The sequence below is a fragment of the Telluria sp. BA11 genome (assembly GCF_056680305.1).
Genome location: NZ_CM155275.1, coordinates 3,321,901 through 3,340,824, shown reverse-complemented (window position 1 = coordinate 3,340,824; position 18,924 = coordinate 3,321,901). Strand labels below are relative to the sequence as shown.

Below are 18,924 nucleotides of genomic sequence, written 5' to 3'. Positions count from 1 at the left end.
ATCAACAACAGCTGAACTCTTTCTAACCCTGGACTACCAAGGTTATAGGGACAAGCCGTACGGGCAATTAGTACTGGTTAGCTTAATGCATTACTGCACTTCCACACCCAGCCTATCAACGTCCTGGTCTCGAACGACCCTTTAAAGAGCTCAAGGCTCTGGGAAATCTCATCTCAAGGCAAGTTTCCCGCTTAGATGCTTTCAGCGGTTATCTCTTCCGAACTTAGCTACCCGGCAATGCCACTGGCGTGACAACCGGTACACCAGAGGTTCGTCCACTCCGGTCCTCTCGTACTAGGAGCAGCCCCCTTCAAATTTCCAACGCCCACGGCAGATAGGGACCAAACTGTCTCACGACGTTTTAAACCCAGCTCACGTACCACTTTAAATGGCGAACAGCCATACCCTTGGGACCGGCTACAGCCCCAGGATGTGATGAGCCGACATCGAGGTGCCAAACTCCCCCGTCGATATGAACTCTTGGGAGGAATCAGCCTGTTATCCCCAGAGTACCTTTTATCCGTTGAGCGATGGCCCTTCCATACAGAACCACCGGATCACTATGTCCTACTTTCGTACCTGCTCGACTTGTCGGTCTCGCAGTTAAGCACGCTTATGCCATTGCACTATCATCACGATGTCCGACCGTAATTAGCGTACCTTCGAACTCCTCCGTTACACTTTAGGAGGAGACCGCCCCAGTCAAACTGCCTACCATGCACTGTCCCCGATCCGGATAACGGACCAAGGTTAGAACCTCAAATGAACCAGGGTGGTATTTCAAGGTTGGCTCCACGAGAACTAGCGTCCCCGCTTCAAAGCCTCCCACCTATCCTACACAGATTGATTCAAAGTCCAATGCAAAGCTACAGTAAAGGTTCATGGGGTCTTTCCGTCTAGCCGCGGGTAGATTGCATCATCACAAACATTTCAACTTCGCTGAGTCTCGGGAGGAGACAGTGTGGCCATCGTTACGCCATTCGTGCAGGTCGGAACTTACCCGACAAGGAATTTCGCTACCTTAGGACCGTTATAGTTACGGCCGCCGTTTACTGGGACTTCAATCAAGAGCTTGCACCCCATCATTTAATCTTCCAGCACCGGGCAGGCGTCACACCCTATACGTCCACTTTCGTGTTTGCAGAGTGCTGTGTTTTTATTAAACAGTCGCAGCCACCATTTTATTGCAACCCGTTCATCCTCATGGAGTAAACCAATCAAACTACTAGGGCGTACCTTATCCCGAAGTTACGGTACCAATTTGCCGAGTTCCTTCTCCCGAGTTCTCTCAAGCGCCTTAGAATACTCATCTCGCCCACCTGTGTCGGTTTGCGGTACGGTCTCGTATGACTGAAGCTTAGAGGCTTTTCTTGGAACCACTTCCGATTGCTTCAGAACCTAAGTTCCTCGTCTCAACCCCTTGAATTACGTACCCGGATTTGCCTAAGTACCTTCTATGAGTCAAAAACTGGCTATTCCAACAGCCAGACAACCTTCCGCGATCCGTCCCCCCATCGCATCATACGACGGTGCAGGAATATTAACCTGCTTCCCATCAGCTACGCATCTCTGCCTCGCCTTAGGGGCCGACTCACCCTGCTCCGATGAACGTTGAACAGGAAACCTTGGGCTTACGGCGTGGAGGCTTTTCACCCCCATTATCGCTACTCATGTCAGCATTCGCACTTCTGATACCTCCAGCATCCTTTACAAGACACCTTCGCAGGCTTACAGAACGCTCTCCTACCATATTGATCAAGTAATAAATTACGAGAAAAATATCCGCAGCTTCGGTGACTGGCTTAGCCCCGTTACATCTTCCGCGCAGGACGACTCGATCAGTGAGCTATTACGCTTTCTTTAAATGATGGCTGCTTCTAAGCCAACATCCTGACTGTTTTAGCCTTCCCACTTCGTTTTCCACTTAGCCAATCTTTGGGACCTTAGCTGGCGGTCTGGGTTGTTTCCCTCTTGACACCGGACGTTAGCACCCGATGTCTGTCTCCCAAGCTCGCACTCATCGGTATTCGGAGTTTGCAATGGTTTGGTAAGTCGCAATGACCCCCTAGCCATAACAGTGCTCTACCCCCGATGGTGATACTTGAGGCACTACCTAAATAGTTTTCGGAGAGAACCAGCTATTTCCAAGTTTGTTTAGCCTTTCACCCCTACCCACAGCTCATCCCCTAATTTTTCAACATTAGTGGGTTCGGACCTCCAGGGCGTGTTACCGCACCTTCATCCTGGCCATGGGTAGATCACTTGGTTTCGGGTCTACACCCAGCGACTGTCGCCCTATTCGGACTCGATTTCTCTACGGCTCCCCTATACGGTTAACCTCGCCACTGAATGTAAGTCGCTGACCCATTATACAAAAGGTACGCAGTCACGGAACAAGTCCGCTCCTACTGTTTGTATGCACACGGTTTCAGGATCTATTTCACTCCCCTCCCGGGGTTCTTTTCGCCTTTCCCTCACGGTACTGGTTCACTATCGGTCGATTACGAGTATTTAGCCTTGGAGGATGGTCCCCCCATGTTCAGACAGGATTTCTCGTGTCCCGCCCTACTTGTCGTATGCTTAGTACCACCGTTCGAATTTCGTGTAAGGGGCTATCACCCTCTATGGCGCCTATTTCCAGAGGCTTCCACTATCCGATCGACTATCACATACAGGCTCATCCCATTTCGCTCGCCACTACTTTGGGAATCTCGGTTGATTTCTTTTCCTGCAGCTACTTAGATGTTTCAGTTCGCCGCGTTCGCTTTGCATGCCTATGTATTCAGCATGCAATGACCTATAAAGGCCGGGTTTCCCCATTCGGAAATCTGCGGATCAAAGCTCGTTTGCTAGCTCCCCGCAGCTTATCGCAAGCTACTACGTCCTTCATCGCCTGTAATCGCCAAGGCATCCACCATGTGCACTTATTCGCTTGTCCCTATAACGTTGGCCTCTGCTGACAACAGAGATCGTCACAGGTACAAGAGTACAGCTGTGTTGCAATGATACAAATACTACTACCCAAGCATGCATCACATCTCGTTTCCGATTTGCGCTACATACTTAAAAACTTTACTTCTTCCAGATTGTTAAAGAACGAAAAAACAGTGATCTCGAAAAGACCAAACCTAAATCACATCAGTGAATCACTGACGACTTACGTTTGAACTTTTACCGTAATGGTGGAGGATGACGGGATCGAACCGACGACCCCCTGCTTGCAAAGCAGGTGCTCTCCCAGCTGAGCTAATCCCCCATTCAGGTGATGCTTAGTGCTGATTGGTAGGGCTGGTTGGACTCGAACCAACGACCCCCGCGTTATCAACACGGTGCTCTAACCAGCTGAGCTACAGCCCCGATAAAACTGTTCTTTACTTGTTCAACAGTCGATAAGCGTGGACGCTTGATAATGAAACTTCTCAGTTTCGTGGTGCTACTCTAGAAAGGAGGTGATCCAGCCGCACCTTCCGATACGGCTACCTTGTTACGACTTCACCCCAGTCACGAATCCTACCGTGGTAAGCGCCCTCCTTGCGGTTAAGCTACCTACTTCTGGTAAAACCCGCTCCCATGGTGTGACGGGCGGTGTGTACAAGACCCGGGAACGTATTCACCGCGACATGCTGATCCGCGATTACTAGCGATTCCAACTTCACGCAGTCGAGTTGCAGACTGCGATCCGGACTACGATACACTTTCTGGGATTAGCTCCCCCTCGCGGGTTGGCGGCCCTCTGTATGTACCATTGTATGACGTGTGAAGCCCTACCCATAAGGGCCATGAGGACTTGACGTCATCCCCACCTTCCTCCGGTTTGTCACCGGCAGTCTCATTAGAGTGCTCAACTGAATGTAGCAACTAATGACAAGGGTTGCGCTCGTTGCGGGACTTAACCCAACATCTCACGACACGAGCTGACGACAGCCATGCAGCACCTGTGTTACGGTTCTCTTTCGAGCACAGCCAAATCTCTTCGGCCTTCCGTACATGTCAAGGGTAGGTAAGGTTTTTCGCGTTGCATCGAATTAATCCACATCATCCACCGCTTGTGCGGGTCCCCGTCAATTCCTTTGAGTTTTAATCTTGCGACCGTACTCCCCAGGCGGTCTACTTCACGCGTTAGCTGCGTTACCAAGTTAATTAAAACCCGACAACTAGTAGACATCGTTTAGGGCGTGGACTACCAGGGTATCTAATCCTGTTTGCTCCCCACGCTTTCGTGCATGAGCGTCAATCTTGACCCAGGGGGCTGCCTTCGCCATCGGTGTTCCTCCACATCTCTACGCATTTCACTGCTACACGTGGAATTCTACCCCCCTCTGCCAGATTCTAGCCTTGCAGTCTCCAACGCAATTCCCAGGTTGAGCCCGGGGATTTCACGTCAGACTTACAAAACCGCCTGCGCACGCTTTACGCCCAGTAATTCCGATTAACGCTTGCACCCTACGTATTACCGCGGCTGCTGGCACGTAGTTAGCCGGTGCTTATTCTTCAGGTACCGTCATTAGCGAAGGATATTAGCCTTCACCGTTTCTTCCCTGACAAAAGAGCTTTACAACCCGAAGGCCTTCTTCACTCACGCGGCATTGCTGGATCAGGCTTTCGCCCATTGTCCAAAATTCCCCACTGCTGCCTCCCGTAGGAGTCTGGACCGTGTCTCAGTTCCAGTGTGGCTGGTCGTCCTCTCAGACCAGCTACTGATCGTGGCCTTGGTGAGCCTTTACCTCACCAACTAGCTAATCAGATATCGGCCGCTCCAGGAGCACAAGGTCCGAAGATCCCCTGCTTTCATCCTTAGATCGTATGCGGTATTAGCGTAACTTTCGCTACGTTATCCCCCACTCTTGGGTACGTTCCGATATATTACTCACCCGTTCGCCACTCGCCGCCAGGTTGCCCCGCGCTGCCGTTCGACTTGCATGTGTAAAGCATGCCGCCAGCGTTCAATCTGAGCCAGGATCAAACTCTTCAGTTCAATCTCTGTTTGTTGGCATTTCTGCCACCCTGCATTGCTGCAGGGGTCGCTCACTCAAAATACTGACCGTTACTCATTGCTGAGCAACGTATTTCTTTTTTGTGAACATTTGATAATTTAAGTAATCAAAGACCGAAGTCTTTGGCACCCTCATCAAACGCCCACACTTATCGACTGTTAATTTTTAAAGAACTTTATTCGGTGCTGCTTCTGCCGTTTGCTACGAAGCGTTGTGTTCGTTAGCAGCAGAGAGGCGAGATTATGAAGTGTTTCTCATTTTTCGTCAACCCCTTCTTTCCTTCTTTTTCTTCGCTGTCGCTGCGTTTGAGGCGGCGTCTGCGTCGAGGAGCGAGACTATAACAAAGCCAGGATGGTCTTGCAATGCTTTCTCTTGTGATATCGTGGCCGCCGCCCATAGCGACCTTTTTATTACTCATGCATATTCCTGTTATTGCCCCGATCGCCCATGCGGCGCTGTCCCAATCCCTGGCCGCCGCAATCAATAACAAGACCAAGCCGCTTGGCAGCCTGGGGCGTCTGGAGGATCTCGCCACCCAGTTGGGCCTGATCCAGCAGACAACCCGGGTCACGGTCGACCAGCCTGCCATCCTCGTCTTTGCCGCCGATCATGGCGTGGTCGCCGAAGGCATCTCCGCCTATCCACAAGACGTCACCTGGCAGATGGTCGAGAACTTCCTCGCCAACGGCGCGGCTATCAATGTGTTCGCGCGCCAGAATGGCTGCGCGCTGCGCGTGATCGACGCCGGCGTGAACCACGAGTTTGGCGTGCGGGATGGTCTGCTCGACCGAAAAGTCGCCAATGGCACCAATAACTTCGCCATCGAACCGGCGATGTCGGCGCAGCACTGTGCTACCGCCCTCGAACACGGCATGGCCCTGGCGCGCGACCTGCCCGGCAACGTCGTGGGCTTCGGCGAGATGGGCATCGGGAACACGACTTCTGCCGCCGCCCTGATGCACAAGCTGACCGGGCAGCCGGCGGCTGCCTGCGTCGGCGCCGGCACCGGCCTGACGCCTGATGGCATCCGCCATAAAGAGCACGTGGTTGCTGCCGCCGTCGCGCGTCACGCCAGCGTGCGCGAACCGCTCGACTTGCTGGCCACCTTCGGCGGCTTCGAAATCGCGATGATGGCCGGCGCCATGCTGCAGGCAGCCAGCCTGCGCAAGGTGCTGCTGATCGACGGCTTCATTGTCACCAGCGCGCTGCTGGTCGCCGCGCGCCTGCAACCGGCGATCCTTGACTACTGCGTGTTCGCGCACTGCTCGGGCGAGCATGGCCACGCCCTGCTGCTCGAGCAGCTTGGGGCACGGCCGCTGCTCGACCTGGGCCTGCGTCTGGGCGAAGGCACCGGCAGCGCCCTTGCCCTGCCCCTGCTGCACGCAGCCGCCAACTTCTTGGGCGAGATGGCGACCTTCGCATCGGCCCAGGTCTCGGCACAACTGGGCGCGCACGCGGGATGATCCATCAACTGCGCCTGTTCTTCATTGCGCTGCAGTTCTTCACGCGGCTGCCGATCCCGCGCTGGGTCGGCTTCGAGCCGGCATGGCTCAATCATGCGTCGCGCTACTTCCCGCTGGTTGGCGTGGTGGTAGGTGCCATCGGCGCGGCCGTCTACTTCATCGCCGGGCACTGGCTGCCAGCGCCAGTGGCCGCCGTGCTCTCCACCGCCGCAACGATCTACCTCACCGGCGCCTTCCACGAAGACGGCTTCGCCGACACCTGCGATGGTCTGGGCGGCGGCATGACGAAAGAACGCGCGCTCGACATCATGAAGGATTCGCGCGTCGGTGCGTATGGTGCGATCGGCATCGTCTGCATGCTCGGCGCGAAGCTGGCTGCACTCGCCACGCTGCCGCCCCTTACCGCCATCGGCGCCCTGCTGCTGGCACACCCGCTCTCGCGCCTGGCCGCCACGTCCCTGATCTGGCAGATGGAATACGCCCGCGCCGAAGGCAAGGCCAAGCCGCTGGCCGTGCGCATGAGCAGCGACGAATTCGGGATCGCGACGCTCACGGTGCTCGTGCCCGCGCTCGTGCTGTTCGCCGTTGGCCTGCTAGACCTGGCTGCGATTGGCGCGGCGGTGTTTGCGGCCTTGCTGGCCACGCGCTGGCTGGCCCGCATGTTCACGCGCCGGCTGCAGGGCTATACGGGCGACTGCCTCGGCGCCGTGCAGCAGTTGGCCGAAGTCGCCATCTATATCGCGGTACTGGCCACGCTCGGCCGCGGCGCGCTGGCCTGATGCGCCTGTACCTCGTACGCCACCCGAAACCGGACGTGCCGGCCGGGTACTGCTACGGCCGCACCGACCTGCCAGCGCAAGCAACAGACACCGCACGCGTGCTGGCGGCGCTGACCAATCAAGGCCTTCCCGGCGCCATGCCGGTCTACGCCAGCCCGTTGCAACGCTGCGCCGTGCTGGCGCAGCAGCTGTCAAGCGCGCCCACGTTCGACGCGCGCCTGGCCGAGATGGACTTTGGCGTCTGGGAGCTGCGCCAGTGGGACGACATCGCCCGGGACGAGATCGATGCCTGGAACGCCGACCTGCTCCACTACCGCCCCGGCGGCGGCGAAAACGTCATGCAGGTGGCCGTGCGCGTGGCCGCGTTTCAAGCCGACATCCAGCGCGCAAGGCACGCCGAGGCACTCGTCATCTGCCACGCCGGCGCCATGCGCCTGCTGCACGCCATGTCCGGCGGCGGCACCTTGGAGGATGCTGCGCTGCGTGCGGCATCGACACCACACCAGATCGGCTACGGCGAAGTCATGGTGCTGGAAATATGACAATGCCCGGGGCAACCACCTTATAATGAGCGCGTTTTGGTGCTCGCACCTGCGTTCGCAGGTGCAGTTAAACGGGAAACACGAAGCTCTTCACAGGGCCAACGCGTGCTGCCCCCGCAACGGTAAGCAAGTGCTGCAGCCTCTCATCGGGTCCTGCGGCAAACCGCCCCCTCATACCACTGTGCTTTTCTGAGCATGGGAAGGTCGGACGGCCATACTTGTCAGCCCGGATACCGGCCAAAAGGTGGATACGCGCACAGCGCGATCCTTTGAATCCAGCCCACGGGGACGTCGGCGGGATGCCTTTGATAAGAACCACTCATGAATTTTCCAGTAAGCCGGCAAGCGGCCGCCGTGTCGCTCGCACTCGCCCTCATCTCGTCCACCGCCATCGCCGAAGTCGCTGACACCGTCGTCGTCACCGCGACCCGCACGCCGCAACTCGCTGCCGACCTGATCGCCGACACCACCGTCATCAACGCCGAAGAAATCGCGCGCTCGGGCGCCGGCTCGGTGGCCGACATCCTGCAGCGCCAGCGCGGCATCGAGATCGCCCGCAACGGCCCGGCCGGCACCACGACCAGCGTCTATGTGCGCGGCGCAAACGCCAACCAGATCGTCGTGCTGCTCGACGGCGTGCGCATCGGCTCGTCCACCACCGGCACCGCCAGCTGGAATGCCATCCCGCTGGGCGCCATCGACCGCATTGAAATCGTCTACGGGCCACTGAGCACGCTGTACGGCGCCGACGCCATCGGCGGCGTGATCCAGATCTTCACCCGCAAGGGCGAAGGCGCACCTGTCGTCACCGCTTCGGTGGGCGCGGGCAGCAACGCGACGCTGCAGGGCGATGCAGGCATCTTCGGCAGCAGCGGCGGCCCGAATGCCATCAGCTACGCCTTTGGCGCCGGCTATGAAGAGTCGGACGGCTTCTCGTCCACGCGGCCCGGCGCGTCAGGCTACAACGCCGACGAAGACGGCTACCGCCGCCGCAATGCCAATGGCCGTGTGTCGATGGCGCTCGCGCCGGGTCACGAGATCGGCGCCCAGTTCCTGGCCAGCCGCACGTACAGCCAGTACGATGCCAGTGGTTCCGGCAGCTACGACGTGCACAGCGACTCGGACATCAATACCGCCGCCGTCTACATGACCAACCAGCTCCTGCCAAACTGGCGCAGCACCGTGCAGTACGCACGTTCAGAAGACAAGTCGGGCAACTTCAGCAACGCCACGGCCAGCGGCGCCAGCCAGATCGACACCAAGCAGAACGAATTCTCGTGGCAGAACAACGTCGCGATCGGCCAGGACACGCTGCAGCTGCTGTTCAACCACCGCAAGGAAGAAGTCTCGTCGATGCGCCAGACGCGCATCACCAATTCGTATGCCGCGGCCTACTCGGCCAAGCGCGCCAATCACCTGTTCGATGTCAGCGCACGTCAGGACCGCTCGGTCTACGGCAGCCAGAACACCGGCGCCGCCGGCTACGGCTACGAGTTCGGCAACGGCCTGCGCGCCACCGCCAGCATCGGCACGAGCTTCCGCGCCCCGACCTTCAACGAACTGTACTTCCCGGGCTACGGCCTGGCGACGAACAAGCCCGAAAAAGGCCGCAACCGCGAAGTGGGCCTGCGCTACGACGGCAACGGCTACAACCTCGATGCCACGTACTTCCACAATCGCCTGACCGACATGATCGTATCAAGCACGCCATGCCCGGACGGCATCAACCGCAGCTGCGCCTACAACGTCAACGAAGCGACGCTCGAAGGCTTCTCGCTGGCCGGCAGCACGCGCCTGATGGACGTGAACCTGCGCGCCAGTCTCGATTGGCAGGATCCGCGCGATGACACCACCGGCCGCCAGCTGGCGCGCCGCGCGAAGAAGCATGCCAACTTCGCTGCCGACTACGTGATGGGCCAGCTGAAAAGCGGCGCCGAGCTGACCGTGTCGGGTGACCGCTTCGACAACGCGCCCAACACCAACCGCCTGGGCGGCTACGGCTTGCTGAACCTGTACACCACGTACCAGTTCACGCCCGACTGGTCCCTGCTCCTGCGCGTGAACAACGTCGCGGACAAGAACTACGAAGTGGCGCGCAACTATGGCACCAGCGGCCGCACCTGGTTCGCGTCGCTGCGCTACGGCATCCGTTAAGCTGGCATTTTCCGCCCGCGGCGCACGCGCCGCGGGCATCGATCAACTATCAGGGCCCGCATGCAAGCATCTGTCCCGTCATTACGCCAACGCGCCACGCTCATCGTCGGCGCCATGCTGGTCCTGGCCATTGCCACCCTGCTGTTCTCGGGCATGACCGGTTCCATCCGCGTGCCGCTCAGCGACATCCCCGACGCCCTGCGCCAATTGGCCAGTGGCCAACCCGAATCCCTGTCTGCATCGCTGCTCGACCTGCGCGCCAGCCGCGCGCTGGTGGCCTTTGCCACCGGCGGCGCCCTCGCCCTGGCCGGCCTGATGATGCAGGCGCTGTTACGCAATCCCCTCGCCGACCCGTATGTGCTGGGCGTCTCGTCCGGCGCCTCGGTCGGCGCCCTCCTCGCCTTGCTGCTCATGGCGTCCACGCTGATGGTCGATGCGGCCGCGCTGGTCGGCGCGGTCGGCGTCTCCCTGCTCCTGTACGCGCTGGCGCGGCGCGACCTGCGCAGCGGCCAGGCTGCCGAAGGCGGCGCCTCGATGCTGCTGCTGACCGGCGTGATCGTCTCGGCCCTGTGCGGCTCCCTCGTTACCCTCATGCTGTCGATCGCGCCGGAGGGGCGCCTGCGCAGCATGATCTTCTGGCTGATTGGCGACCTGGCCGGCGCGCCGCTGCGCCTGGCGCCGTGGCTCGTGCTGGTCGGCGCGCTGCTGTTTGCCATGCGTAGCGCGCGCGCCATGAACATGGTCGCGCTGCACGCCGAAAATGCCGTCACGCTGGGCGTGCGCGTGAGTGCGCTGCGCAAGGGCTTGTTCTTCGTGTCGGCGCTGCTCACGGCGAGCGCCGTCACCAGCGCGGGTTCGATTGGGTTCGTCGGCCTGATCGTGCCGCACGCCTGCCGCTTCGCCTTCGGGCCCGATCACCGCGTACTGATTCCTGCCGTCGTCCTGAGCGGCGGCGCGTTCCTTGTACTGTGCGATACGCTGGCGCGCACGATCGTCGCGCCGCAGCAGCTGCCGGTCGGCGCCATCACCGCGATGATCGGTGCGCCGGTCTTCCTGTACCAACTGCACCGCATGCGCAAATGAGCACCATCGCCACCCACGACCTGCGCCTGTCCATTGCCGGGCGCACCCTGGTGCAGGGCCTCGACTGGTCTGCGCAACCCGGTGAATGCTGGAGCATCATCGGCCGCAACGGCGCCGGCAAGAGCACCTTGCTGCGCACGCTGGCCGGCTTGCACCAGCCCGACGGCGGCGCCGTTCACATCGGCGGGCGCGCCCTGGCGGCTTGGCCGCTGACCGACCTGGCGCGCGAACGCGCCTTTCTCGCCCAGTCACGCCACGACGCTTTTGCCTACACGGTGCTCGAGAGCGTGCTCTCTGCGCGTCACCCGTACCACGCCAACCGCTACTGGGAGGGCAGCGATGACCATCAGGTTGCGCTGGAAGCCCTGGCGTCGATGGACGTGAGTGATCTGGCTGCGCGCGACGTGCGCACGCTGTCCGGCGGCGAGCGCCAGCGCGTGGCGATTGCCGCCCTGCTGGCCCAACAAACCCCGCTGCTGCTGCTCGACGAGCCAGCCAATGCGCTCGACCTGGCGCACCAGGTGAGCGTCATGGGCCTGCTCGCGCGCCTGTGCCGCGAACGGAATCACACCGTGGTCATGATCGGCCACGATCTGAACCTGGCTTCGCGCATCTCGACCCACGTGCTGCTGCTGATGGGCGATGGCCGCTGGCACGCCGGCACCAATGAACAGACCATGCAGCCCGCTCTGCTGGGCGACTACCTCGGCCACCCGATCGAGATGATCGAACATCACGGCCGCCGCATCTTCATCCCTCAAGAGGATTCCGCATGAACGACATGACTCCCGAACAAACCGCAGCGCTGAACGAACGCCATCGCGTGCGCATGGAGCGCAAGAAAGCCATTATCGACGCAAAGATCGCGTCGGCCGACAAGGAAATCGGCATCATCATTGTCAATACCGGCAACGGCAAAGGCAAGAGCTCGAGCGCGTTCGGCATGGTGGCGCGGGCGCTGGGCCACGGCATGCAGGTCGGCGTGGTCCAGTTCATCAAGGGCGCGCTGTCCACTGGCGAAGAAACCTTCCTGCGCCGCTTCCCGGACGAAGTGCGCTTCCATGCGATGGGCGAAGGCTATACCTGGGAAACCCAGAACCGCGAGCGCGACATCGAGAAAGCGACCGAGGCGTGGGCGCTGGCCAGGCAGTTCCTGTCTGATCCGAATATCGGCATGGTGGTGCTGGACGAACTGAATATCGCGCTCAAATACGGGTACGTTGACGTGCACACCGTGATCGCCGACCTGCTCGACCGTCCGACCATGCAGCACGTGGTGATCACGGGCCGTGGCGCGCCGCCCGAACTGGTGGCGATCGCCGACACCGTCACTGAAATGAACGTCGTCAAGCACGCGTTCAAGGCGGGGATCGGCGCCCAGGCCGGGACAGAGTGGTAATGAGCGCGTATCCCGGGGCGCGCGTGGTGCTGGTGGCGGCAATGGCGTCCGGCCAGGGCAAGACCACCGTCACGGCCGCGCTGGCACGGCGCCTGATCCGCATGGGCAAGCGCGTGCGCGTGTTCAAGTGCGGTCCCGACTTCGTCGATCCGGTGATGCTGGAAAGTGCGTGCGGCACGCCGGTCCACAACCTGGATCTGTGGATGGTCGGCCCTGAAGCCTGCCGCCAGCGCCTGCAGGATGCGGCCGCGGAGGCCGACGCGATCCTCGTCGAAGGCGTCATGGGCCTGTACGACGGCACGCCATCGAGCGCCGACCTGGCGCGTGCGTTCGGGATTCCGGTGCTGGCGGTACTGGATGCATCGGCGATGGCGCAAACGGCCGGCGCCGTGGCGCAAGGCTTGCGTGACTATGGTCCCGTGCAGATGGCGGGCGTGATCGCCAACCGCGTCGCCAGCAGCGGCCACGCGGCGATGGTCAAGGAGTCGCTGCGCGACATTCCCCTGATCGGCACCCTGGCGCGCCAGGAGCATCACCTGCCCGAACGGCAACTGGGCCTGGTGCTACCGGGTGAAGTCGAAGAGCTGCAGCGCATCCTTGACGCGCTGGCCGACAGCATCGAGTTCGATGAGGCGGCGTGGGATGCGCTGCCGGTGATGGAAGCAGCATTGGCCCCAGCGCATGCCGTCCCGGCGCAGATCGACACGCCGCTCGCCGGCCGCACGATCGCGATCGCGCACGACCCATCGTTCATGTTCGTGTATCCGGCCAACGTCGAGCTGCTCAAGGCGCTTGGCGCGCAGATCACGTACTTTGCACCGCTGTCGAACGATGCGGTGCCGGACCATGCCGACGCCGTGTATCTGCCGGGCGGCTATCCCGAACTGCACGGCGCTGCGCTGCAAGGCGCAACGCGCTGGCGCGATTCGATCCGCGCAGCGCATGCGCGGGGCGTGCCAATCGTGGCCGAATGCGGCGGCATGATGGCCCTGGCCGATGGCTTGACAGACAGCGATGGCCGGCGCTGGGAGATGGCCGGCGTCCTGCCGGGCGAAGTGGCAATGCAACAGCGCCTGGCTGGTCTCGGGATGCATGCGCTGACCACGCCGGAGGGCGAGCTGCGCGGTCACACCTTCCACTATTCGCTGCTGGCTACCGGCGTGCCGCCGCAGGCACATACCGTCAAGCAGCGCACGCAGACACCGGGCGAAGCGGTGTATCGCGTCGGCTCGCTATTCGCGTCCTACTTCCACGGCTACTTTCCGTCGAATCCGCGCGCGGTTGCCGCGCTGTTTGGCGGTGCGCCATGAGCGCGACGCTGGTCTTTGGCGGCGCACGCTCGGGCAAGAGCGCGTTTGCCGAACGGCTGGCGCGCGAGTCGGGCCGGGAAGTCGTGTATATCGCCACCTCGCGCGCGGGTGATGGCGAGATGGCGGCGCGCATTGCGCTGCACCGGGAGCAGCGGCCGCCCGAATGGCGCACGGTCGAGGAAGAACTGGCGCTGGCGCAGACGCTGCGCGCCGAATGCCTGCCGGGCCGCCTGGTGCTGGTCGATTGCCTGACGCTGTGGCTCAGCAACCTGATGTTCTGCGATGGCCGGGAATATCCCGAGGTCGGTGCCCTGACGCTGCCGAACCGGTTCCACGAGGAGCGCGCGGCCCTGCTGGACCTGCTCGATGCGGGCATGCCGGGCGACGCGGTCTTTGTGTCGAATGAAGTCGGGATGGGCATCGTGCCGTGGGGCGCCATCTCGCGCAGCTTTGCCGACGAAGCCGGGCGCCTCAATCAGGCAGTAGCTGCGCGCGTGGACCGCGCGGTGCTGGTCGCGGCCGGCCTGCCACTTGTTCTGAAGGGTTCCCTGTGCTGACTGGCTTGTCGTTGTCGACGGTGGCGCTTCTGCTGGTGGCCGGTGTCGCGCTCGACCTGCTCTTGGGCGAGACGCGGCGCTGGCATCCGCTGGTGGGCTTCGGCAATCTGGCGAACTTCATCGAGCGGCGCCTGAACCGCGGCAACCTGCGCCTGCCGCGCGGCAGCCTCGCATGGGCGTTGGCAGTGCTGCCATTGACTGCCTTGTTCGTGCTGCTCACCGATGTGGCCGGCCTGTGGCTGCACGCGGTGCTGCTGTATCTGTGCATCGGCCTGCGCAGCCTGCGCGACCATACGATCCCGATCTACGAGGCGCTGCGCAGCGGCGATCTGGCCCAGGCGCGCGCGCTGACTGCCCGCATCGTCAGCCGCGACACTGCCAACGCCAGTGAGTCCGACCTGGCCAAGGCGAGCGCCGAGTCGCTTCTTGAAAACGGCAACGACGCCGTGTTCGGCACGCTGTTCTGGTTCATCCTGCTGGGCGGGCCGGGCGCAGTGCTGTTCCGGCTCGCCAATACGCTCGATGCGATGTGGGGTTATCGCAGCGCGCGTTTCAATCTGTTCGGCCGCCCTGCAGCCCGCATCGACGACGTGATGAACTATCTGCCGGCGCGCCTGACCGCGCTGTCGTATGTGCTGCTGGCGGGGGCGAAGCGTGCGCGCGCCTGGCATTGCTGGCGCACGCAGGCGCCGGCATGGAGCAGCCCGAACGCCGGGCCAGTGATGGCCAGCGGCGCCGGCGCACTGGGCGTATCGCTCGGCGGCGCGGCGGTCTACGATGGCGAGGTCGAACAACGCCCGCCACTGGGCGCCGGGCCAGCCGCCTGCGCCGGCGACATCGGGCGCGCCTGGCAGCTGGTGCTGCGCACGACGCTGCTGTGGCTCGGCGTCGTCTGCCTGCTGGCCGTGTTATCCGTGATCGGGGCGCCGCATGCTTGAACATGGCGGCAACCTGAGCGACGCCGCGCGGCATTACGGGCGCGACTGGATCGACCTGTCGACCGGGATCAACCCGCATGGCTATCCGGCGCCGGCGCCATCGCCTGGGGCATGGCTGCGCCTGCCCGAGCCGGATCCGGCGCTGCTGGCGGCGGCCTGCGCGTACTACCACGCGCCGCAGTTGCTGCCGGTGGCCGGTACGCAGGCCGCGATCCAGGCGCTGCCCCGCCTGCGCGCACCGTCACGCGTGGCGGTTTCGGCGCCATCGTATGCGGAGCACGCGCACCATTGGGGCCAGCATGGCCACCGGTTGCGGCAGGTCGCGTATGCCGAGCTGGAAGCGGCGGTCGACGTCAGCGATGTCGTCGTCGTCGTCAATCCGAACAACCCGACCGGCGAGACAATCGCGCCAGAACGCCTGCTCGACTGGGCCACACGCCTGCAGGCGCGCGGCGGCTGGCTGATCGTCGACGAAGCCTTTGGCGACACCACGACGGCGCTCAGCGTGGCGATGCACACCTCGCAGCCCGGCCTCATCGTGCTGCGCTCGATCGGCAAATTTTTTGGCCTCGCAGGCCTGCGCCTGGGATTCGTCGCCGCGCATGACAGCCTGCTGCGCGATCTGGCTGACCTGCTGGGGCCATGGACCATCAGCGGTCCGGCGCAGGAGATCGCCCTGGCTGCGCTGACCGATAGCGCCTGGCAGCATGCGACGCGTACCAGTCTGCACCGGTCCGGCGAGCGGATGACGCGCCTGTTGCTAAACCACGGCATCGCCAGCAATGGCACGGCGTTGTTTCGCTGGTGGCCGCAGATGCAGCCCGACGCCTTCCACGCCCACATGGCGGCGCGCGGCATCTGGTGCCGGCTGTTCCGGGAAGCCGGACGCGGTATCCGCGTCGGCCTGCCGGCAGGCGAACCTGAATGGCACCGCTTTGAACACGCACTTCATGAATGGAACCAACGATGAAAACAACGATGCTGACGGCTGCCCTGACGACTTTCCTGATTGCAGGCATGTCGATCACCAGTGCGCAAGCCGCGATCACGGTCAAGGACGATGGCGGCCAGACCGTCATGGTCGCCAAGCCGGCGCTACGCATCATCTCGCTCGCGCCGAGCGTGACCGAGCTGCTGTTCGCGGCCGGTGGCGGCAGCCGCGTCGTGGGCGCCGTGAACTACAGCGATTATCCGGAAGCCGCCAAGCGTATCCCGCGCATCGGCTCGAACCGCGAGATCGACATGGAACTCCTGATCTCGCTGAAGCCCGACCTGATCGTGGCCTGGCGCCACAACAGCTCGGACAGGCAGATCGAGATGGTGCGCCAGCTCGGCATCCCTGTGTTCCAGAGCGATGCGCAGACGCTGGACGCCATTCCGGACAGTGTCGAGCGGCTTGGCCAGTTGATGGGAACCGATGCGGCAGCCAAAACGGCGGCGGCCGCGCTCCGCACGCAGCTGGCCAGCCTGCGCAAGCAGTACGCAGGCCGCGCGCCGGTGCGCGTCTTTTACCAGGTGTGGGACAAGCCGCTGTACACGCTCAGCGGAAAACACATCCTGACCGATGCGATGCACCTGTGCGGCGGCGTGAACGTCTTCGACAAGCTGGCCGTGACAGCGCCGGTGGTCACGCTCGAGAGCGTGCTGCAGGAGAATCCCGAAGTGATCATCGCCACCGCCGAAAAGAACTATGGCGGCGTTCAGTTATGGAAAACCTACGGCACCATGACGGCAGTGAGCCGCAATAATCTGTTCACGCTCGACGGCCATTTGCTCAATCGCGCTGGGCCACGCATGATCCAGGGCACAGCCACCATGTGCGAGGCGCTGGAGCAGGCGCGCCAGCGACGCCCGAAATGATGACATTCCCCTACCGGACCCTGATGGTGCAAGGGACGACGTCGGACGCCGGCAAGACCACGGTGGTCGCGGCGCTGTGCCGCCTATTGAAGCAGCGCGGCGTGAAGGTCGCGCCATTCAAGCCGCAGAACATGGCGCTCAATAGCGCGGTCACGCGCGATGGCGGTGAAATCGGCCGCGCCCAGGCGCTGCAGGCCATCGCCGCCGGCATCGAGGCGCACACCGACATGAACCCGGTACTGCTCAAGCCATCGAGCGACACCGGCGCCCAGGTCATCATCCATGGCCGCGTGCGCGCCGACATGAATGCGCGCGACTACCACCAGTACAAGCCGATCGCGATGGGCGCGGTGCTTGAATCGCATGCGCGCCTGCTGGCACAGTACGAAGCAGTGATCGTCGAAGGCGCCGGCAGTCCGGCCGAAATCAATCTGCGCGACCGTGACATCGCGAATATGGGCTTCGCCGAAGCAGTCGACTGCCCGGTGATCCTGGTTGCGGACATCGATCGCGGCGGCGTGTTCGCGCACCTGGTCGGCACGTTGTCGTGCCTGTCGCAATCGGAGCGCGATCGCGTGATCGGGTTTGTCATCAACCGCTTCCGCGGAGACATCAAGCTGCTTGAGCCCGGGCTGGATTGGCTCGAGGCGCAGACCGGCAAGCCGGTACTGGCGGTACTGCCCTATCTGCACGGGCTGTTCCTCGATGCGGAGGATGCCGTGCAGGCGGCGCAAACGAGCAAGGGCGCGTTTCGCGTGGTCGTGCCAAGCCTGCCGCGCATGAGCAATCACACCGATTTCGATGCGCTGCGCGCGCATCCCGATGTTGACCTGCACTTTGTGCGCGAGGGGGAAGCGATTCCTGGCGCTGACCTGATCATCCTCCCGGGCAGCAAGAACACGCGCGGCGACCTGGCCTGGCTCGATAAGCATGGGTGGCGTGAGCAGATCGCGCGGCACTTGCGGTACGGCGGCAAGGTCATGGGCGTGTGCGGCGGATTCCAGATGTTGGGCAAGACAGTTGGGGACCCGCACGGTGTCGAAGGTGCGCCAGGTGTGTCGAATGGACTGGGGCTGCTCGATATCGATACCGAGCTCACACGTGACAAGCAGCTGACGCGGGTCGAGGGACTGTGTGCATTCGTGCCGGGCGATGCGTCAGGTCGCGTCAGCGGGTATGAAATCCATATGGGCGTATCGAGTGGTGCGGCAATGACGCGGCCGGTGTTTGTGATCGACGGGCGCGGTGAAGGCGCAATGTCGGCCGATGGCCAGATCATGGGGACGTATCTGCATGGCTTGTTCGATCATCCGGATGCGTGCAGCGCGTTGCTGCGCTGGGCGGGATCGCGCAGCGAGCAGGTGGTCGATACTGCGCAGCTGCGTGAAGCCAGTCTGGATCGGATTGCGGCGTCGGCAGAGGGATTGCTGGACAGGTTGATTGGCTTGCGGGATCGGGCATAAAGCGGCGCGATTCCTCTGGGTGCGAGAAAGCTCGCTGATGTGAATCAGCGGGCTTTTTTTGTGCAGATGGGTAGTCGCGTATTGAACCAACTGGATACAGCACCCCAAAGCGAAAAGCCCCACTCAGATCACTGAGTGGGGCTTTTCTATATAACTAGCCTGACGATAACCTACTTTCACACTGGTTGCAGCACTATCATCGGCGCAAAGTCGTTTCACGGTCCTGTTCGGGATGGGAAGGGGTGGGACCGACTTGCTATGGTCATCAGGCATAACTTGTACGAGCTTCGTTGCAATGCAACGCGACTCTGAATCTGGAAGAAGTAGTTTTTATTGGGGGTCGTATTTGTATCAACAACAGCTGAACTCTCGCTGACCCTGG

Annotated in this window: 14 protein-coding genes, 2 tRNA genes, 3 rRNA genes and 1 riboswitch; of the genes, 13 read left to right on the top strand and 6 right to left on the bottom strand. The window is 61.9% G+C overall.

What is annotated here, in order from left to right:
• Positions 1-46: 46 nt before the first annotated feature.
• From AC1MGT_RS14685 to AC1MGT_RS14665, 5 genes are all read right to left on the bottom strand, one after another.
• A 23S ribosomal RNA gene (locus tag AC1MGT_RS14685) occupies positions 47-2,938 on the bottom strand.
• Between the two features lie 242 nt (positions 2,939-3,180).
• A tRNA-Ala gene (locus AC1MGT_RS14680) sits at positions 3,181-3,256 on the bottom strand.
• A 24-nt stretch (positions 3,257-3,280) separates the two neighbouring features.
• Positions 3,281-3,357, bottom strand: a tRNA-Ile gene (locus tag AC1MGT_RS14675).
• Positions 3,358-3,442: 85 nt separating this feature from the next.
• Positions 3,443-4,975: ribosomal RNA gene (locus AC1MGT_RS14670) — 16S ribosomal RNA — on the bottom strand.
• The 16S and 23S rRNA genes sit together here with 2 tRNA genes alongside, the layout of an rRNA operon.
• 239 nt (positions 4,976-5,214) lie before the next feature.
• Positions 5,215-5,412, bottom strand: a complete 198-nt coding sequence (locus tag AC1MGT_RS14665; protein WP_183558705.1) for a hypothetical protein — start codon at positions 5,410-5,412, stop codon at positions 5,215-5,217.
• On the opposite strand from AC1MGT_RS14665, the gene cobT reads away from it, so the two are divergent.
• From cobT to AC1MGT_RS14600, 13 genes are all read left to right on the top strand, one after another.
• Complete coding sequence (gene cobT, locus AC1MGT_RS14660; protein WP_499500783.1) at positions 5,411-6,457, top strand: nicotinate-nucleotide--dimethylbenzimidazole phosphoribosyltransferase; 1,047 nt, start codon at positions 5,411-5,413, stop codon at positions 6,455-6,457. The two genes, AC1MGT_RS14665 and cobT, sit on opposite strands and share 2 nt — an antisense overlap.
• On the top strand, positions 6,454-7,236 hold the full coding sequence (locus tag AC1MGT_RS14655; RefSeq protein WP_499500782.1) for an adenosylcobinamide-GDP ribazoletransferase: 783 nt from the start codon (positions 6,454-6,456) through the stop codon (positions 7,234-7,236). Before cobT ends, AC1MGT_RS14655 begins: the two co-directional genes overlap by 4 nt.
• Complete coding sequence (locus AC1MGT_RS14650) at positions 7,236-7,778, top strand: histidine phosphatase family protein (protein WP_499500781.1); 543 nt, start codon at positions 7,236-7,238, stop codon at positions 7,776-7,778. Before AC1MGT_RS14655 ends, AC1MGT_RS14650 begins: the two co-directional genes overlap by 1 nt.
• A gap of 20 nt (positions 7,779-7,798) precedes the next feature.
• Positions 7,799-8,034, top strand: a riboswitch (cobalamin riboswitch).
• Between the two features lie 65 nt (positions 8,035-8,099).
• A complete protein-coding gene (locus AC1MGT_RS14645) occupies positions 8,100-9,932 on the top strand; it encodes a TonB-dependent receptor domain-containing protein (RefSeq protein WP_499500780.1) in 1,833 nt (610 codons plus the stop codon).
• A 60-nt stretch (positions 9,933-9,992) separates the two neighbouring features.
• Complete coding sequence (locus tag AC1MGT_RS14640; RefSeq protein WP_499500779.1) at positions 9,993-11,015, top strand: FecCD family ABC transporter permease; 1,023 nt, start codon at positions 9,993-9,995, stop codon at positions 11,013-11,015.
• On the top strand, positions 11,012-11,791 hold the full coding sequence (locus AC1MGT_RS14635) for an ABC transporter ATP-binding protein (protein WP_499500778.1): 780 nt from the start codon (positions 11,012-11,014) through the stop codon (positions 11,789-11,791). Before AC1MGT_RS14640 ends, AC1MGT_RS14635 begins: the two co-directional genes overlap by 4 nt.
• Positions 11,788-12,414, top strand: a complete 627-nt coding sequence (gene cobO, locus AC1MGT_RS14630) for a cob(I)yrinic acid a,c-diamide adenosyltransferase (protein WP_499500777.1) — start codon at positions 11,788-11,790, stop codon at positions 12,412-12,414. The genes AC1MGT_RS14635 and cobO overlap by 4 nt, the downstream gene beginning before the upstream one ends.
• Entirely contained in the window at positions 12,414-13,724 is a 1,311-nt protein-coding gene (locus tag AC1MGT_RS14625) for a cobyrinic acid a,c-diamide synthase CobB (protein WP_499500776.1), read from the top strand. The genes cobO and AC1MGT_RS14625 overlap by 1 nt, the downstream gene beginning before the upstream one ends.
• Positions 13,721-14,281 (top strand): bifunctional adenosylcobinamide kinase/adenosylcobinamide-phosphate guanylyltransferase, encoded by a 561-nt coding sequence (cobU, locus tag AC1MGT_RS14620; protein WP_499500775.1) that lies wholly within the window; start codon positions 13,721-13,723, stop codon positions 14,279-14,281. Before AC1MGT_RS14625 ends, cobU begins: the two co-directional genes overlap by 4 nt.
• Positions 14,275-15,219 (top strand): adenosylcobinamide-phosphate synthase CbiB, encoded by a 945-nt coding sequence (gene cbiB, locus AC1MGT_RS14615; protein ID WP_499500774.1) that lies wholly within the window; start codon positions 14,275-14,277, stop codon positions 15,217-15,219. The genes cobU and cbiB overlap by 7 nt, the downstream gene beginning before the upstream one ends.
• Positions 15,212-16,189: a threonine-phosphate decarboxylase CobD gene (cobD, locus tag AC1MGT_RS14610; RefSeq protein ID WP_499500773.1), complete on the top strand. Its 978-nt coding sequence runs from the start codon at positions 15,212-15,214 to the stop codon at positions 16,187-16,189. The genes cbiB and cobD overlap by 8 nt, the downstream gene beginning before the upstream one ends.
• Entirely contained in the window at positions 16,186-17,079 is an 894-nt protein-coding gene (locus AC1MGT_RS14605) for a cobalamin-binding protein (RefSeq protein ID WP_499500772.1), read from the top strand. The genes cobD and AC1MGT_RS14605 overlap by 4 nt, the downstream gene beginning before the upstream one ends.
• Positions 17,079-18,542, top strand: coding sequence for a cobyric acid synthase (locus AC1MGT_RS14600; protein ID WP_499504294.1), 1,464 nt, complete (start codon positions 17,079-17,081; stop codon positions 18,540-18,542). Before AC1MGT_RS14605 ends, AC1MGT_RS14600 begins: the two co-directional genes overlap by 1 nt.
• Positions 18,543-18,699: 157 nt before the next feature.
• On the opposite strand, the gene rrf is transcribed toward AC1MGT_RS14600, so the two are convergent.
• Positions 18,700-18,812, bottom strand: a 5S ribosomal RNA gene (rrf, locus tag AC1MGT_RS14595).
• Between the last annotated feature and the right edge of the window lie 112 nt (positions 18,813-18,924).